18 protein-coding genes are annotated in these 17,810 nt (G+C 66.0%); 6 read left to right on the top strand and 12 right to left on the bottom strand.

The window, feature by feature from the left end; all coding sequences use genetic code 11:
- Positions 1-140 precede the first annotated feature (140 nt).
- Both K4G53_RS03085 and K4G53_RS03090 read right to left on the bottom strand, forming a co-directional pair.
- The gene (locus tag K4G53_RS03085; protein WP_221384020.1) at positions 141-1,340 is read right to left on the bottom strand and encodes an amidohydrolase; all 1,200 of its coding nucleotides are present in this window, start codon (positions 1,338-1,340) and stop codon (positions 141-143) included.
- A 98-nt stretch (positions 1,341-1,438) separates the two neighbouring features.
- A complete protein-coding gene (locus K4G53_RS03090; RefSeq protein WP_221384021.1) occupies positions 1,439-2,572 on the bottom strand; it encodes a mannose-1-phosphate guanylyltransferase in 1,134 nt (377 codons plus the stop codon).
- A gap of 265 nt (positions 2,573-2,837) precedes the next feature.
- Here K4G53_RS03090 and sdhC point away from each other — a divergent pair, with 265 nt between their 5' ends.
- The 5 genes from sdhC (at position 2,838) to K4G53_RS03115 (ending at position 7,312) form a co-directional block, all read left to right on the top strand.
- Positions 2,838-3,218 carry a succinate dehydrogenase, cytochrome b556 subunit gene (gene sdhC / locus K4G53_RS03095; RefSeq protein ID WP_221384022.1) on the top strand — a complete coding sequence of 127 codons (381 nt, stop codon included), beginning with the start codon at positions 2,838-2,840 and terminating at the stop codon, positions 3,216-3,218.
- A gap of 3 nt (positions 3,219-3,221) precedes the next feature.
- Positions 3,222-3,683 (top strand): succinate dehydrogenase hydrophobic membrane anchor subunit, encoded by a 462-nt coding sequence (locus K4G53_RS03100; RefSeq protein WP_221384023.1) that lies wholly within the window; start codon positions 3,222-3,224, stop codon positions 3,681-3,683.
- Positions 3,684-3,791: 108 nt separating this feature from the next.
- Positions 3,792-5,591, top strand: a complete 1,800-nt coding sequence (gene sdhA / locus K4G53_RS03105) for a succinate dehydrogenase flavoprotein subunit (RefSeq protein WP_221384024.1) — start codon at positions 3,792-3,794, stop codon at positions 5,589-5,591.
- Between the two features lies 1 nt (position 5,592).
- Entirely contained in the window at positions 5,593-6,375 is a 783-nt protein-coding gene (locus tag K4G53_RS03110; protein WP_221384025.1) for a succinate dehydrogenase iron-sulfur subunit, read from the top strand.
- Positions 6,376-6,541: 166 nt separating this feature from the next.
- Positions 6,542-7,312 carry a S9 family peptidase gene (locus tag K4G53_RS03115; protein ID WP_221384026.1) on the top strand — a complete coding sequence of 257 codons (771 nt, stop codon included), beginning with the start codon at positions 6,542-6,544 and terminating at the stop codon, positions 7,310-7,312.
- On the opposite strand, the gene K4G53_RS03120 is transcribed toward K4G53_RS03115, so the two are convergent.
- The 10 genes from K4G53_RS03120 to glyA all read right to left on the bottom strand — a co-directional run bounded on the left by K4G53_RS03120 (position 7,269) and on the right by glyA (position 16,642).
- Positions 7,269-8,357 (bottom strand): YihY/virulence factor BrkB family protein, encoded by a 1,089-nt coding sequence (locus K4G53_RS03120; protein ID WP_221384071.1) that lies wholly within the window; start codon positions 8,355-8,357, stop codon positions 7,269-7,271. The two genes, K4G53_RS03115 and K4G53_RS03120, sit on opposite strands and share 44 nt — an antisense overlap.
- Positions 8,358-8,415: 58 nt before the next feature.
- A complete protein-coding gene (locus tag K4G53_RS03125) occupies positions 8,416-9,114 on the bottom strand; it encodes a 2'-5' RNA ligase family protein (RefSeq protein WP_221384027.1) in 699 nt (232 codons plus the stop codon).
- Between the two features lie 4 nt (positions 9,115-9,118).
- Positions 9,119-10,162, bottom strand: a complete 1,044-nt coding sequence (trpS, locus tag K4G53_RS03130) for a tryptophan--tRNA ligase (RefSeq protein WP_221384028.1) — start codon at positions 10,160-10,162, stop codon at positions 9,119-9,121.
- A gap of 18 nt (positions 10,163-10,180) precedes the next feature.
- Complete coding sequence (locus tag K4G53_RS03135; RefSeq protein ID WP_221384029.1) at positions 10,181-11,014, bottom strand: exodeoxyribonuclease III; 834 nt, start codon at positions 11,012-11,014, stop codon at positions 10,181-10,183.
- 10 nt (positions 11,015-11,024) lie between these two features.
- A complete protein-coding gene (locus K4G53_RS03140; protein WP_221384030.1) occupies positions 11,025-11,588 on the bottom strand; it encodes a hypothetical protein in 564 nt (187 codons plus the stop codon).
- Positions 11,589-11,666: 78 nt separating this feature from the next.
- A complete protein-coding gene (locus K4G53_RS03145) occupies positions 11,667-12,509 on the bottom strand; it encodes an ABC transporter permease (RefSeq protein WP_221384031.1) in 843 nt (280 codons plus the stop codon).
- The gene (locus K4G53_RS03150; RefSeq protein ID WP_221384032.1) at positions 12,506-13,342 is read right to left on the bottom strand and encodes an ABC transporter permease; all 837 of its coding nucleotides are present in this window, start codon (positions 13,340-13,342) and stop codon (positions 12,506-12,508) included. The genes K4G53_RS03145 and K4G53_RS03150 overlap by 4 nt, the downstream gene beginning before the upstream one ends.
- The gene (locus K4G53_RS03155; protein ID WP_221384033.1) at positions 13,335-14,312 is read right to left on the bottom strand and encodes an ABC transporter ATP-binding protein; all 978 of its coding nucleotides are present in this window, start codon (positions 14,310-14,312) and stop codon (positions 13,335-13,337) included. Before K4G53_RS03155 ends, K4G53_RS03150 begins: the two co-directional genes overlap by 8 nt.
- Before the next feature lie 128 nt (positions 14,313-14,440).
- Complete coding sequence (locus tag K4G53_RS03160) at positions 14,441-15,340, bottom strand: bifunctional methylenetetrahydrofolate dehydrogenase/methenyltetrahydrofolate cyclohydrolase (protein WP_221384034.1); 900 nt, start codon at positions 15,338-15,340, stop codon at positions 14,441-14,443.
- 3 nt (positions 15,341-15,343) lie between these two features.
- A complete protein-coding gene (gene glyA / locus K4G53_RS03165; protein ID WP_221384035.1) occupies positions 15,344-16,642 on the bottom strand; it encodes a serine hydroxymethyltransferase in 1,299 nt (432 codons plus the stop codon).
- Positions 16,643-16,919: 277 nt separating this feature from the next.
- Here glyA and purU point away from each other — a divergent pair, with 277 nt between their 5' ends.
- Positions 16,920-17,780, top strand: a complete 861-nt coding sequence (gene purU / locus K4G53_RS03170; RefSeq protein WP_221384036.1) for a formyltetrahydrofolate deformylase — start codon at positions 16,920-16,922, stop codon at positions 17,778-17,780.
- The last annotated feature ends 30 nt before the right edge of the window (positions 17,781-17,810 follow it).

Below are 17,810 nucleotides of genomic sequence, written 5' to 3' on the forward strand. Positions count from 1 at the left end.
AACTTATCTGGAAGATGCGGGCGCGCTCCGGGATGGGATGACGCGCTGGAATCAGCGTTCAGTGCGCCGGGACTGTCCCTGCGCGGCGAGCCAAGGCTTCACTGCGCAGCCGGGCACGACGGCGGAGCGCGCCGGGGTTGCTAGAGGTCGCGGATGGTACGCAGTGCGGCAGCGGTCAGGACCCGGATGCCCAGGCCCAGCGCGCGTTCATCCACGATGTAGTCGCCGCGGTGGAGGTCGTAGTCCTCGCCGCCGGGGGTTTTGGTCCCCAGGCGCATCATGGCGCCGGGGAGTTCCGCGAGGAACCAGGCGAAGTCCTCTCCGCCCATGGACTGCGGCGTCAGCACCACTGCGCTTTCGCCGATCTCGGCGCGCGCCGAGGCTTCGATAAGGGCCGTCTCGTGCTCGGAGTTGACCACCGGCGGCACTCCCCTGGTGTGCTCCAGGTGGACGTCCACCCCGTACGGTGCAGCCACCTGGTGCACCACTTCGTCGAGGAGCTCCCCCGCAGCATGCCACGCATCCCGGTCCAGGCAGCGCATGGTCCCGGCCATGTAGCCCGTCCCCGGGATGGCATTCGGCGCCGAACCGGCAGTGATCTGTCCCCACACCACGGACACGCCGCTGCGGACGTCCACGCGGCGAGACAGCACGGCGGGGACGTTGACCGCGATTTGGGCCAGCGCGAACACCAGGTCCTCTGTGAGGTGCGGGCGCGAGGTGTGGCCACCGCGGCCGGACAGCTCAATCCGGATGGTGTCCGAGGCGGAGGTGATGGCGCCGATGCGCGTGCCGATCTTCCCCACTTCGATCCGGGGGTCGCAGTGCAGGGCCATGATCCTGGGTACGCCGTCCAGGACGCCCTGCTCAATGCAGGCGTGCGCCCCGCCGGGCATGGTTTCCTCGGCCGGCTGGAAGATGATGCGGACCCGCCCGCCGAGGGGGCTTTCCTGGTGCATACGGTGCAGGACCAGGGCGATGCCCAGCATGGTGGTGGTGTGGACGTCATGGCCGCAGGCGTGGGTGACGCCGTGGTTCCGGGAGGCGAAGGCCAACCCGGTCTCTTCGATGATGGGAAGGGCATCGATATCGCCACGCAGCGCGGTGGCGATGGGACCCTCCCCGACATCCACGGTGAGTCCCGTGCCCTCAAGGCGGCGGGGATGCAAGCCGGCGGCTTCGAGCCGCTCTGCCAGCTTGTCGGTGGTGCGGAACTCCTTGAAGGACAGCTCCGGATGCGCGTGGAGGTCCCGGCGGAATTCGATCAGTTCCGGCAGGAGCGGCTCGAGCCAGGGAGCCACCAGGGCGGTGGGCTCGGCTTCAGTAGTGTAGTTGCGCACTGCTTCACTCTAGCGAGCGTGGCCGCAATAGGAGCCATTCGCGAACGTCCCATTACATCCCGTTTCCTGCCGGCGATGTGCGCGCCGGCAGGAAACGGTCAGAGGACGTCCGTGTCCCCGCTGGCCTTAAGGGCATCAACCGCAGCCTTGACACGCTGCGAATTGGCCATGGTGGTCACCAACAGGGCGTCCGGCGTGTCCACGATGACCACGTCTTCGATCCCGATCAGGGCGATGACGCGCTTGGTGTCGGTGACGACCACGCCGCTGGAGTTTTCCGTGAACACGCGGGCGCCTTCACCGAGTACGGTGACTGCGTCGACTTCCTTGGCGCTGTTGAGCCGGCCAACGGAGGCGAAGTCACCGACGTCGTCCCAGCGGAAGGACCCGGGCACGACGGCGACGTCCCCGGCTTCCGCGGCAGGCTCGGCCACCGCGTAGTCAATGGCGATCTTCGGCAGTGTGGGCCAGACCCGCGCCGTGACCTCGTCACGTTCGGGGGTGTCCCATGCCCGCGCAATCTCCTGCAGGCCCTGGAAGAGCTGTGGCTGGTTGGCTTCGAGGTGCTTGAGCATCAGCGCAACGGGTGCCACGAACATGCCGGCGTTCCACACGTAGTCGCCGCTGTCCACATACTGCTGGGCGACGACTTCGTCGGGTTTTTCGACGAACTCCACCACGTCGTGCGCGCTGGGCGCACCGTCGATGTGCAGCGCTTTTCCGGAGCGGATATACCCGAACCCGGTGGAGGGGTGGGTGGGCTTGATGCCGATGGTCACGATTTTGCCGGCCGCGGCTGTGTGGATCGCTTCCCGGACCGCCTGCTGGAAGAGGTGGTCGGGGCTGATGACCTGGTCGGCCGCGAAGGACCCCATGATCGTGTCCGGGTCGCGCTCATGGAGGATGGCTGCCGCGAGGCCGATTGCGGCAGCCGAATCCTTGGGCTCGGATTCCAGGACAAGGTCCGCGTCGTGGATCTCGGGAAGCTGCCGGCACACGGCCTCGCGGTGGGCCTGGCCGGTGACCACGAGCATCCGGCTGCCCGCCAGCGGCTGCAGCCGGTCATAGGTGGCGCGCAGCAAAGTGCTGCCCGAGCCCGTGAGGTCGTGAAGGAACTTGGGAGCTGCTGCACGTGACAGGGGCCAGAGGCGGGTCCCCACTCCGCCTGCCGGGATCACCGCAACGAAGCGGTCAAGGGGCGATACCGGGCTTGTCACTTTGTCTGTACTCATCACCGCTACTTTAGCCGACGGGCACAACGGCCTCCTTTTGCCGCTGCCGCCGGGACACACTCCCGCACCAACGCACCCGCGCAGTGTGGCGTTCGTCTCATAAATTTGGAAAAACCGCGCCAGTATTGGGCAGCAAGGAACTCCCAAATTGAATAAGCTGTTAGCGGAGCCTAGATTTAGGCCTGAGCTACGAGTGCTCTCGCAGCAGGCGTTCCCCCCGCGTGGATCTCATGCCAGCGCCGCTGTGTTGCAGGGAGGTTTATCAGTGCCGACAAAACCAGCTGGCACCTTGTACCGCGGCCGTGAAGGCATGTGGTCCTGGGTAGGACACCGCATTACCGGTGTAGTGATCTTTTTCTTCTTGTTGGTCCACGTTCTGGACACCTCCTTGGTGCGTGTGTCACCCGAGGCCTACACCGCTGTGATCGGTGCATACAAGAATCCCCTGATGGCGCTGGGCGAGACCGGCCTCGTTGCCGCCATCGTGTTCCACGCCTTCAACGGCCTGCGGATCATTGCGGTCGACTTCTGGAAGAAGGGCGCCAAGTACCAGCGGCAGATGCTGTGGGCAGTGCTGGCCCTTTGGATCGTGACCATGGTCGCCTTCTCCATCCGCCACCTGTCCCTCGCCCTCGGAGGTCACTAAGCCATGACTGCAACGATCGAGAGCCCCCGCAGCGGGCGGATCGCGCCCCAGTACCGCCGCAGCGGTGGTTCCAAGGGCAACTTCGAGATGATCGCCTGGCTGTTCATGCGCCTCTCCGGCGTGGTTCTGGTGGTCCTCATCTTCGGCCACCTCTTCGTGAACCTTATGGTGGGCGAAGGCATCCACGCCATCGACTTCGGCTTCGTGGCCGGCAAGTGGGCGGACCCGTTCTGGCAGTTCTGGGACCTTGCCATGCTGTGGCTGGCCATGCTGCACGGCACCAACGGCGTGCGGACCATCATCAATGACTACGCCGAGAAGTCCTCAACCCGCCGCTGGCTGAAGACCGTTCTCTACGCAGCCGCTGTGGTCATCATCCTCCTGGGCACCCTGGTCATCTTCACCTTCAACCCCTGCCCCGTCGTGGATGGTGTGGCCCTTCCGGGTGGATTCTGCCCGGCCTAGCACTGGCACAACCCCGGGCCCGCGGGCATTCCCGCGGGCCCTGTTTTGCGGAGCAGGCAACGCCGCCCCGTTGTTTTATTGCGAATTTTGAGAGAAAGAGCGTCTGGTATGCAGGTCCATAAGTACGACGTCGTCATCGTCGGTGCCGGTGGCGCTGGCATGCGCGCCGCGATCGAGTCCGGTCAGCGCGCGCGCACAGCAGTACTGACCAAGCTCTACCCCACCCGCTCGCACACCGGTGCGGCGCAGGGTGGCATGTGTGCAGCCCTTGCCAACGTCGAGGAAGACAACTGGGAATGGCACACGTTCGACACCGTCAAGGGCGGCGACTACCTGGTGGACCAGGACGCCGCCGAGGTCATGGCCAAGGAAGCCATCGACGCCGTGCTGGACCTGGAAAAGATGGGCCTGCCGTTCAACCGCACGCCCGAAGGCCGCATCGACCAGCGCCGCTTCGGCGGCCACACCCGTGACCATGGCAAGGCACCGGTCCGCCGTGCGTGCTACGCCGCGGACCGCACGGGCCACATGATCCTGCAGACGCTGTACCAAAACTGCGTCAAGCACAACGTTGAGTTCTACAACGAGTACTACGTCCTGGACCTGCTGACGGTCGAAGAGGATGCTGTCCGTGAAGATGGCACCCCCTACAAGCAGAAGCGCGTGGCCGGCGTCGTCTCCTACGACCTCGCCTCCGGCGAACTGCACGTCTTCCAGGCCAAGTCCGTGGTGTTCGCCTCCGGCGGCGCCGGCAAGGTCTTCAAGACCACGTCCAACGCCCACACCCTGACCGGTGACGGCATGGGCATCGCGTTCCGCCGGGGCATCCCGTTGGAGGACATGGAGTTCTTCCAGTTCCACCCGACCGGCCTGGCCGGCCTGGGCATCCTGCTCTCCGAAGCCGCCCGCGGTGAAGGCGCCATCCTGCGCAACTCCGAGGGTGAGCGGTTCATGGAGCGCTACGCCCCCACCATCAAGGACCTGGCGCCCCGTGACATCGTGGCCCGTTCCATGGCCAACGAAGTCCGCGAAGGCCGCGGCTGCGGCCCGAACAAGGACTACGTCCTCCTGGACCTGACCCACCTGGAACCGGCCCACATCGACGCCAAGCTTCCGGACATCACCGAGTTCGCCCGCACCTACCTGGGCGTGGAACCGTACACCGAGCCCGTCCCGGTGTTCCCCACCGCCCACTACGCGATGGGCGGCATCCCCACGAACATCGAGACCGAAGTCCTCCAGGACAACGACACTGTTGTTCCCGGACTCTTCGCCGCCGGTGAAGTGGCCTGCGTTTCGGTCCACGGCTCGAACCGCCTGGGCACCAACTCCCTGTTGGACATCAACGTGTTCGGCAAGCGCGCCGGCATCGCCGCCGCCGAGTACGCCAAGACCGCCCAGTTCGTGGAGTTGCCGGAAAACCCGCTGGCCTACACCACCGAACTGCTGGATATTGCGCGCAACGGCACCGGCGACGAGAAGGTGGCCCAGATCCGCAAGGAACTGCAGGACACCATGGACGCCAATATGCAGGTGTTCCGTACGGCTGACACGCTGAACCAGGTGCTGCGCGATATCGCCTCCTTCGAGGAGCGCTACAAGCGCATCAACGTCCAGGACAAGGGCAAGCGGTTCAACCTGGACCTGCTCGAAGCCGTTGAGCTTGGCTTCCTGCTGGAACTGGCCAAGGTCATGACCGTGGCCGCCCTCCACCGCGAGGAATCCCGCGGTGGACACTTCCGCGAGGACTTCCCCGAGCGTGACGACGAGAAATTCATGAAGCACTCCATGGCGTACAAGGATGACCACGCGCCGGCAGACGGATCGGCGGAAGCAATCGCCGGTATCCGCCTTGCCACCAAGCCGGTTGTTTTTACCCGCTACGAGCCGATGGTGAGGAAGTACTAAGATGTCCGCTGAAATCGCTGAGCCAGCCTCCAAGGTTGAACTGCCTGCCGGCGTCGGCGGGGGCGGGGAAATCCCCACCTTCGATGTGCACCTGCGGGTCCGCCGGTACAACCCGGAAGTATCCGGGGAAGCTACCTGGGACGACTTCCACCTCACCATGTACGGCACGGACCGTGTCCTGGATGCCCTGCACAAGGTGAAGTGGGAGATGGACGGAAGCCTGTCCTTCCGCCGCTCCTGCGCGCACGGCGTGTGCGGGTCTGACGCCATGCGCATCAACGGCCGCAACCGCCTCGCCTGCAAGACCCTCCTGAAGGACCTGGACACCTCCAAGCCCATCACGGTCGAACCCATCAAGGGCCTGCCGGTGGAGAAGGACCTGATCGTGGACATGGAGCCGTTCTTCCAGTCCTACCGCGAGGTCATGCCGTTCCTGATCAACAAGGGCCACGAGCCCACCCGGGAACGCCTGCAGTCCGCCGAGGACCGTGAGCGCTTCGATGACACCACCAAGTGCATCCTGTGCGCTGCGTGCACGTCCTCCTGCCCGGTGTTCTGGACCGACGGCCAGTACTTCGGCCCCGCCGCCATCGTCAACGCCCACCGCTTCATCTTCGATTCCCGTGATGACGCCGGCGACATGCGGTTGGAAATCCTCAACGACAAGGAAGGCGTGTGGCGCTGCCGCACCACCTTCAACTGCTCCGAAGCATGCCCGCGCGGCATCCAGGTGACCCAGGCCATCGCCGAAGTCAAGCAGGCCATCCTCTCCCGCAAGATCTGACCAAGGATCGCAGCGGACGACGGCGCCCTCCCCCACCCGGGGATGCGGCGCCGTCGTCGTATCCGCACCAAATCCGCCGGATGCTCTATATGTTCTGGCCGCTAAGAACGCCTTTTAGGGACCACAACTGATAGAGCAACCCGAACGTCGATAGAAAGGGGACACTGTGTCCCACTCGGAAAAGGTCAGCTTCGAAGGCTCCACGGGAGAGATGCTCTCCGGCATCATCGATGTGCCCGAGGGGCCCGTCAAGGGCTGGGGTGTCTTTTCGCACGGCTTTACCCTGGGCAAGGACAGTCCCTCAGCGTCGCGCATGTGCAAGGCCCTGGCGGACAGCGGTGTGGGCATGCTCCGCTTCGACAATTTGGGCCTCGGGGGCTCCGCGGGGGAATGGTCTGCGGGCTCGTTCAGCCACAAGGTGGCGGACACCGTGAAGGCCGCCGAATTCATGCGCAGCCAAGGCAAGGAAATCTCGCTGCTGGTGGGCCACTCCTTCGGCGGTGCTGCCGTGCTCGCTGCCGCGCGGGAGATCCCCGAACTCGACGCCGTCGCTACCGTTGGGGCGCCCTTCTCGCCGAAGCATGTGGCCCACGTCTTCGATGCCGCGCTGGACAGGATCCTGAGCGATGGCAGCGCGGAGGTGGACCTGGGCGGGAAGCGGGTGGAGATCCGCCGCCACTTCGTCGAGGACCTCGAGAATGCGGACCTGACGGACTGCATCCGTCAGCTGCACAAGCCGTTGATGGTGCTCCACTCCCCCACCGACAACACCGTGGGCATCGAAAACGCCAGCACCATCTTCCAAACCGCCCGGCATCCACGGAACTTCGTCTCGCTCGAGGGAAGCGACCATCTGCTGACGGGCAAGGGCCAGGCCGCCCGCGCCGCCCGCATTATCGCCGCCTGGGCCGACCAGTACCTCGACGCCGGACAGTAGCCGCCGTCCCGTTCTCCGGCAGGACGGGCACCTGCCCGGGCGGAAGCGGCAGCCTGCCGGGCTGCACCGGCACCTTGCCCGGCTGGACCTGGCGTGCACCCCACATGGCTTTGTCCTGCCGTGCAGGCGAATTGCGCAGATCCGCTTCCCGCACCGCTGCCCAGCCACCGGAGACCAGGTACACCTGACTGACCAGGTTGAACCAGATCAGCAGCCCGATAACGATGGCAAAGGGTGCCAGGATCGGGTTGCGGCTGGCGCCGGCGAGCAGTTCGGTGCTGAACACCTGCAGGACTGTGGTGCCCACCGCGGCCAGGATGGTCCCCTCAAGCAGCGCCCGCCGGGACAGCTTCAGGGCGGCGGCCAGCCGGTACATGACCAGTGCCGTCACCCAGTTCAGCACCAGCGGGACGGTGATCTTCACCGAGGTGGTCAGCGGGCCTGCCACTGTTTCATCGAGGTGAAGGAAGTCCGAGACCCAGCCGGCCGCAGTTCCGAACACCAGCGAAGCACCGGCGCTGGTCACCAGGGCCACGCCGAGAAGAAGGAGGGTGCCGGCGTCGCGCAGCTTCAAAATAACGGGGTTGACCAGCACCGGTGGCAGTTCCAGGACCCCGCGGAGCCCCTCCCGGACCCCCGCAATCCATCGCAGCGACGTTACTACCGTGACCAAAGAACCGATCACCGCGGTCCAGCCGAGACCATTTGGATCCAGCAGGTCCTTGGGGTCCACCAGTCCTGGCGCGCCGTTGATCTTCAGCAGCCCCGGCGCACTCGTTGCCACACTGCTGATAATGGTGTCCAGCAGCGCCGGCTGGCCGCGCAGCACCAAGCCTGCCACCGAGAAGCCCGTGGCGAGCAGGCCGGTGATGGAGAAGAACATGTTGAAGCCAATGCCTGCGCTCAGCAGCGGACCGTGCTGGAGGCTGTAGTGCCTGAAGGCGCGCATGGGCCGCAGGACATTCAGGCGGGCTGTCGTCCACTGGACCAGGGCCATCAGGGCCTGGAATTTTCCGCCGTCCCTGCGGACCCGGTTCCATTCCATCTGTTTCTGGATGACCGCCAGTTTCAGCCGGGCATGGTCCGTGGGCAGCGGCTGCTGGTCAGCCGGCGTCGGTTGTCCTGTCCGCGGCGGCACCGGTGAAGCGGGTGCGGGCGTCGTTGTCAGTTTCGGTCCCAAAGTCCAGCTCTTCCCGTAGCTGCCAGATGCCCTCGGCATCGTGCTCGTAAAGTCCCATGCTAACCACGGGGAAGGTGGCCTTGTAGGTTTTCAGCACCGTTTCCGCCTCGTCCAGGCTTTCCGGCGCGACATCGTGGGCGATCGTGACGTGGGGGTGGTAGGCGAAAGGCAGGTCCCGGTGGAGCGGACCCTGCTGGAGCTTGCGGTGCAGCTCCACGCACTCCCCGAAGCCGTCCTCCACCTTGATGAAGACGACGGGTGAGACGGGCCGGAAGGTCCCCGTCCCTGCGATGGTGACCATGAACGGACTCTGGCACCGGGCCACCTCGCGGACATGGCGGAGGGTGGCGTCCCAGTCCCGGGTGGGGGTAGTGGTCACCAAGGTGATGTGTGCCGGCACCACATCCGCCAGCGGATCCCCGAAGGAAGCCCGCCAGCGCTGCAGTTCCTCGGCTATCCGGGGTGGAAAACCGAGGATGACGCCAACGCTGGTCTCATCATTGCCGGCCGGCTTTGCCGCCGCGCTCTGACCCGACTGCTCCGGGTACGGAGTGGTGAGTTCCCGCTCGGCCTGGCCGGCCGGGCAAGCGACTCCCCTGGCGGTGACATTCCTCGAAGCCATGACGCTAGCGGACTCCCGCGAGGCTCATCGATGGCAGGAACCCCATGCGGTCATACACCTGGCCCAGGGTGACCGAGGCGATCTCGCGGGCCCGTTCGGCGCCCAGCGCCAGCAGCCGGTCCAGCTCAGCGGGATCGGCCATCAGTTCGTTGGTCCGGTTCCGCAGGGGGGTGATGAAGTCCACCAGCACCTCGGCGAGGTCCACCTTGAGGTGCCCGTACATCTTCCCCTGGTACTCGGCTTCAAGGTCGGCCACCGACTTCCCGGTCAGGGACGAGTAGATGGTCAGCAGGTTGGAAACCCCTGGCTTTTCCTCGGCGTCGAAGCGGATGTCCGTGCCGGCGTCGGTCACGGCGGACTTGATGCGCTTCGCCGCGATCTTGGGATCCTCCAGGAGCTGGATGGACCCGTTGGGGGACTCCCCCGTCTTGGACATCTTGGCGCTGGGGTTCTGCAGATCGTAGATCTTGGCGCTTTCCTTGACGATGGCCGCCTCAGGAACGGTGAACGTGTGCCCGAACCGGGTGTTGAAGCGCTGCGCCAGGTTCCGGGTCAGTTCAAGGTGCTGGCGCTGGTCCTCGCCCACGGGCACCAGGTCGGTCTGGTACAGCAGGATGTCCGCCGCCATCAGGGTGGGGTACGCGAACAGTCCCAGGGTGGCGGCGTCAGCGCCGGACTTCTGGGTCTTGTCCTTGAACTGGGTCATCCGGGAGGCCTCACCGAAGCCGGTGATGCAGTTCAGCGCCCAGGCCAGCTGCGCGTGCTCCGGCACATGGGACTGGACGAAGAAGATGCTCTTGTCCGGGTCGATGCCGGCGGCGATGTACTGCGCCGCCACGGTGCGGGTGCGCTTGGCCAGCTCAGTGGGGTCGAAGTCGACCGTGATGGCGTGCAGGTCCGGAATGAAGAACACGGCGTCGTACTCGGCCTGCATGTCCACCCAGTTGCGGACGGCGCCGATGTAGTTCCCCAGGTGGAGGGAGTCGGCGGTGGGCTTGGCGCCGGAAAGGATGCGCTTTTTGGTGGCCGGGGAAGTCTGGCTGGTCATGGGTTGAAACCTTCGGGCTTAGAGCTGGTAGTCCACTACGAGCGGGGCATGGTCGGAGAAGCGGGTATCCCACGTGGCTGCGCGGTCAACGACTGCCGAGATGGCGGACGCGGCCAGTTCCGGGGTGGCCAGGTGGTAGTCGATGCGCCAGCCGGTGTCGTTGTCGAATGCCTTGCCGCGCCAGGACCACCAGGTATAGGGACCGTCAACGTCGCCGGCGAGGTTGCGGTGGACGTCGTGCCAGCCGATCTCTTCACCAAAGAAGCGGTCGAAGTAGGCCCGTTCCTCCGGCAGGTGGCCGGCCTTCTTCACATTGCCCTTCGAGTTCCGGATGTCCTTGGGGGTGTGGGCGACATTGAGGTCCCCCACCACCAGGGCATGGTCGCTGTGCTTGGTCAGCTCGGGCAGCCGGGTGCTCATGACATCCAGGAAGCGGAACTTGTCGTCCTGCTTCGGGGTGCCCACTTCACCGGAGTGGACGTAGGCGCTGGCGACGGTGAGCTGGACGGGATTCCCGGCGGCGTCGGGCACGCGGAAATCGGCTTCGACCCAGCGGCCGGCGGTGGCGAAATAGTCGTCCCCGATACCGTTCCGGGTCTCCAGCGGTTCCTGCCGGGAGGCAATGGCGACGCCGGCACGGCCCTTGGCTTCGGCCTCGGCGTGCAGGATGTGCCACCCCTCCCCCAGCAGCTGCCGGACGATCGCGTCGGGTGCGCGGACTTCCTGCAGGCAGAGGATATCGACTTCGCGCGGCTCCAGCCACGCCGCCATGCCGTTTTTGTAGGCAGCCCGGAGGCCGTTGACGTTGACCGATGCGATGCGAAGGTGGTCCTTGTTCAATGCCGAGCTCACCCGCTCCACTCTAGTCGATGATGGTTCCGGTGACCGGCTCTCCGCTGCCGCCGGAGGACTTGATCATGTCCCGGGCGTTGGTGGCTGTGATCTCGATGGTCTCGAGGGCCCGGTTGATGGTGTCCTGGTTGGCGCCGGATCCCTTGGCGCGTTCCTCCTCGACCACGCGGACCTGCACCTGGACGATCTTGAAGGAATGGTCCAGCTTCAGGTCCCGCACCTCGTCGGCTTCGCTGCGTTCGTAGAGGACCCGCGTCCCGCCCTGGTCGGCGGAGGAGTGCGACGGCGCGCGGCCGGTGGCGGTGTTGAAGGCGCTCTGGGCCTCGGACAGCTTTGCCCCGGCCTTCTTCGCTGCCTTCTGGATGCTGAAGACCACGAACGCGGCCAGCGCGAGCCAAAAGCCTGCGATGACGGCAACAACCCAGCCAACGACGTCGTTCTGGTTGGCCGCGAAGATGACGGCCACAATGAACGCGGTCACCAGGACCATCAGGCCCGGCCCGCTGATCCGGAACATGGAGAAACCGGCCCTGGCGGGTTTGGAGGATGACGAGGAGCTGCCCAAAGTTCGCATGCAGCTATTCTCTCAAACCGCCCGGTATGCTCCGTCCCGCTTCCACCGGCGGCGAACAGCCCCGGACGGGGACCTGCCCTACTTGAGGAACAGGCTCCGCAGCCGGAGGGTGGTCAGGAGCATGCCTACGGCGGTCATCGCCAGGTAGTAGCCGATGTGCAGCGGGGTGGCGGCCGTGAAGCTGCCCACGCTGATCTGGCGCAGCAGTTCCACCCCGTGCCACAGCGGCATGGCCTGGATGAGCCACTGGATGGGCCCCGGGTACACGCTCAATGGGTAGAAGGTGGCACTGAACAGGAACATCGGCAGCAGGATGAAGTTGATCCAGTCCATCTGCTGGAAGGTCTTGAGGAAGCTGGTGATGCCCATGCCCAGGCTGGCGAACCCGAAGGCGATCAGCACCGACGCCGGGATCATCAGCAGTGCCCAGGCCGTGGTGATCAGCCCCAGGGCGCCCATGACGGCGGTGAAGCCGGTGGCGTAGAGCATGCCGCGCAACAGGGCCAGGAAGATCTCCCCCAGGGCGACGTCCAGCGGGCCGAGGGAGGTGTACAGCATGCCCTGGTACAGCTTGGCGAAGTTCATCTTGAAGAACACGTTCCAGGTGGAGTCGTAGACGGCGCCGTTCATGGCCGAAACGGCCAGCAAAGCCGGGGCGATGTAGGCCGCGTAGCTGATGGGCGTTCCATCGGGCCCCTGGACATCGCCTACGATTGCGCCCAGCCCCACCCCCATGGAGACGAGGAAGAGGACCGGTTCAAAGAACCCCGACACCATGACCAGCCAGTTGGTGCTTCGCGTGGCCATCAGTCCGCGCGAGATCACGGCCCTGGCATTGCGCGAATACAGGGCGCCAAAGGTCCGGTTCCGGGCCTCGTCCGGTGCGGTGCGCTGCCCGGTCCCGGAGGCGGCGGTGCTCACTGGCCCATCCTCCGGGCAAACCGGCGCCGCGTCAGGTTCCAGCCCAGCACCGCCAGGCCGCAGAGGACGGCGACATGGAGGGCGGTCAGCAGCGGCGGCTCCCCGTATCCGAAGCTGAGCACCCGACCCAGTTCCGTGCCGTGCCAGATAGGCGAAATCCACCCAATCCAGCGGACGGCAAGCGGCAGGTTGTCCAGCGGGAAGAACGTCCCGGAGAAGAGGAACAGCGGCATGACGATGAACCGCATGACCAGGGCGAACTGGCCCTTGTCCTCGGTAATCGAGGCAGAATAGGCCATCAGCGGCAGACCGAAAGCCAGTCCCGCCAGGGTGGCAGCGAAGACTCCCGCCCACCCCCAGCCGGAGGGCGAGGCGCCGAACAGTGCCACGGCGGCAAAGTAGATGGCTGACTGCAGGAGCAGGCGCAGGGTCACGGCCATAATGTGTCCGGCGGCGATCTGTCCCGGCGTCAGCGGCGAGGCGTGCGGGCCGAAGTAGGTCCGGCGCCACTTGAAGCCGGCCATCACGGGAAACGTGAATTCATTCGCCGCCGTCATGACCGCCGCGGACACCAGCAGCGCCGGTGCGATGAAGGCCAGGTAGGAGACCCCGCCAAAGGCTACGCTGCCCGTGTCCACGAGCGAGGCCAGGCCCACGCCCATGGCGAAGAGGTACGCCACCGGCTGGCCCACGCTGTACATCAGGATGGACCACGTGTACCCCTTCATCACCCGGAGCACCTGCTCCGCATAGTAGAAGGCGCCCCAGCGCCGGGCCCTGGCTGCCGAGGCTTCCGGCGGGTGCGCCGACGGCACGGCCCGCGCGTCAGTCAACGAGGCTCCGCCCCGTGAGCCGGAGGAAGACGTCCTCCAGCGAGGACCTTCGGACCAGGGATGTCAGTGGCCGCAGGCCACGGGACGTTGCCTCCTCAAGGGCCGACTCGCCGTCGTCCGCGTACAGCAGCACCCGGTCCGGCAGCACCTCAAGGCGCTCCCCGATGCCGCTCAGCCGGGAGCCGATGGTGGCGTTGCGTTCCGAGCCGAACCGCAGTTCCACCACCTCCCGGGTGGAATGTTCACGGATCAGCTGTGCGGGCGATCCCTCGGCCATGATCCGGCCCTTGTCCACCACGATCAGCCGGTCGCAGAGCTGCTCGGCTTCGTCCATGTAGTGGGTGGTGAGGATCAGCGTCACGCCCTGTTCCTTGAGCCGGAACAGCCGGTCCCACAGGATGTGGCGGGCCTGCGGATCCAGCCCCGTGGTGGGCTCATCCAGGAGCAGGATGCGAGGCTCATTGATGAGGGACCGGGCGATGGTGAGCCGCCGTTTCATGCCCCCGGAGAGCGCGTCAACCTTGGCCCTGGCCTTGTCCGTCAGCTGCGCGAACTCCAGCAGTTCGTCCGCCTTGGGCTTCAGGTAGCTCATGGCCAGCCCGAAGTAGCGGCCGTACACCAGCAGGTTGTCCCGGACGCGCAGTTCCTCGTCCAGGTTGTCCTGCTGGGGCACCACGCCCAGGTGGGCCCGGACCTCGGGCCCGTGCGTGTCAGGGTCCAGGCCCATGGTGCTGAGCCGGCCGGACGTGCGCCGGGTGACGCCGCCGATCATCTTCATGGTGGTGGACTTGCCCGCCCCGTTGGGCCCGAGCAACCCGAAGGACTCCCCCGCCATCACCGTGAAGGAGATGCCGTCCACGGCCGCCACGTCCCCGTATGTCTTGGTGAGGTCTTCCGCGGTGATGACGGCGGGGCGCGACGGCGGGCTGCCGGACCGGGTGCCGGACGGCAGGATGGCTTCGTTGTGCACCCTCCGCACACTAGTGGAGCCGCCCGGCAGGTGGAAGTGGGCTCGCAGTTCCCGGGTTAAATGGCCGACGGCGGCACGCGCCTTTCGTGCGAAAGGTACCGTGCCGCCGTCGTACTTTATTGACGTGCCTAGGCGATGCCTGCCTGGCGTTCCGCGGCTTCCACCACGTTGGTCATCAGCAGCGCCACCGTCATGGGGCCGACACCGCCGGGGTTCGGCGAGATCCAGCCTGCCACCTCGGCGGCGGCGGGATCGATGTCACCGTGGACGCGGCTCTTGCCCGTCTCCGGATCCGTTTCGCGGGTGACGCCGACGTCCAGCAGGGCCGCGCCCGGCTTGACGTCCGCAGCCTTGACGATGTGCTTGACGCCGGCCGCACCCACGATCACGTCGGCCTGCCGGAGCAGCTCCGACAGGTTCCTGGTGCCGGTGTGGGTCAGCGTCACGGTGGCGTTGACGTCCCGCCGCGTAAGCAGCAGGCCGATCGAGCGGCCGATCGTGACGCCGCGGCCCACCACCACGACGTGCTTGCCGGAAAGGCTGTAGCCGTTGCGTTCCAGCAGCTCGATGACCCCGCGCGGCGTGCACGGCAGGGGCGTGGTGATCTTGTTGTTGACGTTCAGCACCAGCCGGCCAAGGTTGGTCGGGTGCAGGCCGTCGGCGTCCTTGGCGGGATCGATGCGCTCCAGGATGGCGTCCGTGTCCAGGTGCTTGGGCAACGGCAGCTGCACGATGTACCCGTGGCAGGCAGGGTCCGCATTGAGTTCGTCAATGAGGGCCTCCACCTGCTCCTGGGTGGCATCCGCCGGGAGCTCGCGCTGGATGGAGTTCATCCCGATCTGCACAGACTGCTTGTGCTTCATGGACACGTACAGCTGCGAGGCAGGGTCCGCGCCCACGAGCACAGTGGCGATGCCTGGAGTGACGCCCTTGGCCTTGAGTGCGGCCACGCGTTCGGTCAGCTCGGCCTTGATGGCAGCGGCGGTGGCCTTGCCGTCAAGGATCTGTGCGGTGGTGGTTTCAGTCATTGCTTACCACTGCTCGTGCTGGGGGTAGAGCGGGAAGTCGGCTGCCAGCTTGTCCACGCGGGCCTGCAGGGCTTCGACGTCGGCACTGTTGCCTGCCTTGAGGGCGGTGGCGATGATCTCGGCGACCTCGGTGAACTCGGCAGCGCCGAAACCGCGGGTGGCCAGCGCCGGCGTGCCGATGCGCAGCCCCGAGGTGACCATCGGCGGGCGGGGATCGAAGGGGACGGCGTTCCGGTTGACGGTGATGCCAACAGAGTGCAGGAGGTCCTCGGCCTGCTGGCCGTCCAGCTGGGAGTTGCGGAGGTCGACGAGCACCAGGTGCACGTCGGTGCCGCCGGTGAGGACGGAGACGCCTGCCTCGGCGACGTCGGCCTGGTTCAGGCGGTCGGCGATGATCCGGGCACCTTCCAGGACGCGCTCCTGGCGCTCCTTGAATTCCTGCGTGCCGGCAATCTTGAAGGCCACGGCCTTGGCGGCGATGACGTGCATCAGCGGCCCGCCCTGCTGGCCCGGGAAGACGCTGGAGTTCAGCTTCTTGGCCCACTGCTCCTTGGCGAGGATCACACCCGAGCGCGGACCGGCCAGGGTCTTGTGCACGGTGGAAGTGACGACGTCGGAGTGCGGCACCGGGCTCGGGTGCAGTCCGGCGGCCACCAGGCCTGCGAAGTGTGCCATGTCGGTCCAGAGCAGCGCGCCCACTTCATCGGCGATGGAGCGGAAGGCAGCGAAGTCCAGGTGGCGCGGGTAGGCGGACCAGCCGGCGATGATGACCTGGGGCTTCTCGGCGATGGCCTGCTCGCGGAGCTTGTCCATGTCGATGCGGAAGTTGTCCTCTTCCACCTGGTACGCCGCCACGTTGTACAGCTTGCCGGAGAAGTTCAGCTTCATGCCGTGGGTCAGGTGGCCGCCGTGGGCCAGGGACAGGCCCAGGATCTTGTCACCGGGGGTGATCATGGCAGCCAGCGCCGCAGCGTTGGCCTGTGCGCCGGAGTGCGGCTGGACGTTGGCGAATTCGGCACCGAAGAGGGCCTTGACCCGGTCGATGGCCAGCTGCTCTGCGACGTCGACGTACTCGCAGCCGCCGTAGTAGCGGCGGCCGGGGTAACCCTCGGCGTACTTGTTGGTGAGGACGGAGCCCTGGGCTTCCATCACAGCGCGGGGCGCGAAGTTCTCGGAGGCGATCATTTCCAGGGTGCCGCGCTGGCGTCCGAGCTCCTGGTCCAGGACCGCGGCGATTTCGGGGTCAAGCTCAGCCAGCGGCTGGTTGCTGACGTCTGTGGTTGAGGTGGCTGTAGTAGTCACGAAGAACTCCTGGCTAGGGATACGGGCACTGCTTAGGTCAGGCTACCGGCTGGCGCACTTCCGCACCGCGTCGATGACACGGCATGGAAACGCACGGGATGGTGCTGCGGTGCTGGCGCAGGTGCAGCCCCAAATCCGGCAAGACATGACCCTCGGCCCAGGCGTACGATCCGTGGTCTTCGTGATTGCCGCTCCCTGGTGGTTAGCCACCCAACGCCAGTTGCGACCATTCCAGCCTACCAAAACCACCGCCCGCCACGCGGGTAGGCTATTACGCGTGAATGAAGAGCAGCTGAATCAAGCGTACGTCGTAACCCTGTCCTGCCCGGACCGTCCCGGAATCGTCCATGCAGTGGCCGGAGCGCTGCTGGTGGCGGGGTGCAACATTACGGATTCGCAGCAGTACGGCAGCCCGGCCACCGGGAACTTCTTCATGCGCGTCGAGGTCACCACCGCCGCGCCCAAGTCCGAACTCCGGGCAGCGCTGGAGCCCGTCGCGGAGGCGTTCTCCATGCAGTGGAGCCTTAATACCGTCGGGGAGAAAGTGCGCACCCTGGTGATGGCCAGCACCTCCGCCCACTGCCTCAACGACCTGCTCTTCCAGCAGCGCTCAGGGACCCTTCCCATTGAGATCCCGGCGATCGTGTCCAACCACCAGGACCTGGCCGGGCTTGCGGAGTTCTACGGCATCCCGTTCCACTACATCCCGGTGACCAAGGACACCAAGGTGCAGGCGGAGGACAAGCTCCGCGCCCTGATCGCTGAGCACGGCATCGAGCTGACCGTGCTGGCCCGGTACATGCAGATCCTCTCCGATGAGCTCTGCACCGAACTGACCGGCAAGGCCATCAACATCCACCACTCGTTCCTGCCGTCCTTCAAGGGTGCCAAACCCTACCACCAGGCCCACGCCCGCGGCGTGAAACTGATCGGCGCCACGGCGCACTACGTGACGGCAGCGCTGGATGAGGGCCCGATCATCGAGCAGGAAGTCATCCGGGTGGACCACGCCCGCACGCCGGAACAGTTCGTGCAGATGGGCCGCGACGTTGAGGGCCGCACCCTGGTCCAGGCTGTCCAGTGGCACGCCGAGCACCGGGTGCTGCTGGACGGCAACCGGACTGTGGTCTTCAACTAAGGGACCTCCTGCCCTTGGGGCTGGTTCGGC

The organism is Arthrobacter sp. MAHUQ-56, assembly GCF_019710585.1.
Classification (GTDB): Bacteria; Actinomycetota; Actinomycetes; order Actinomycetales; family Micrococcaceae; genus Arthrobacter.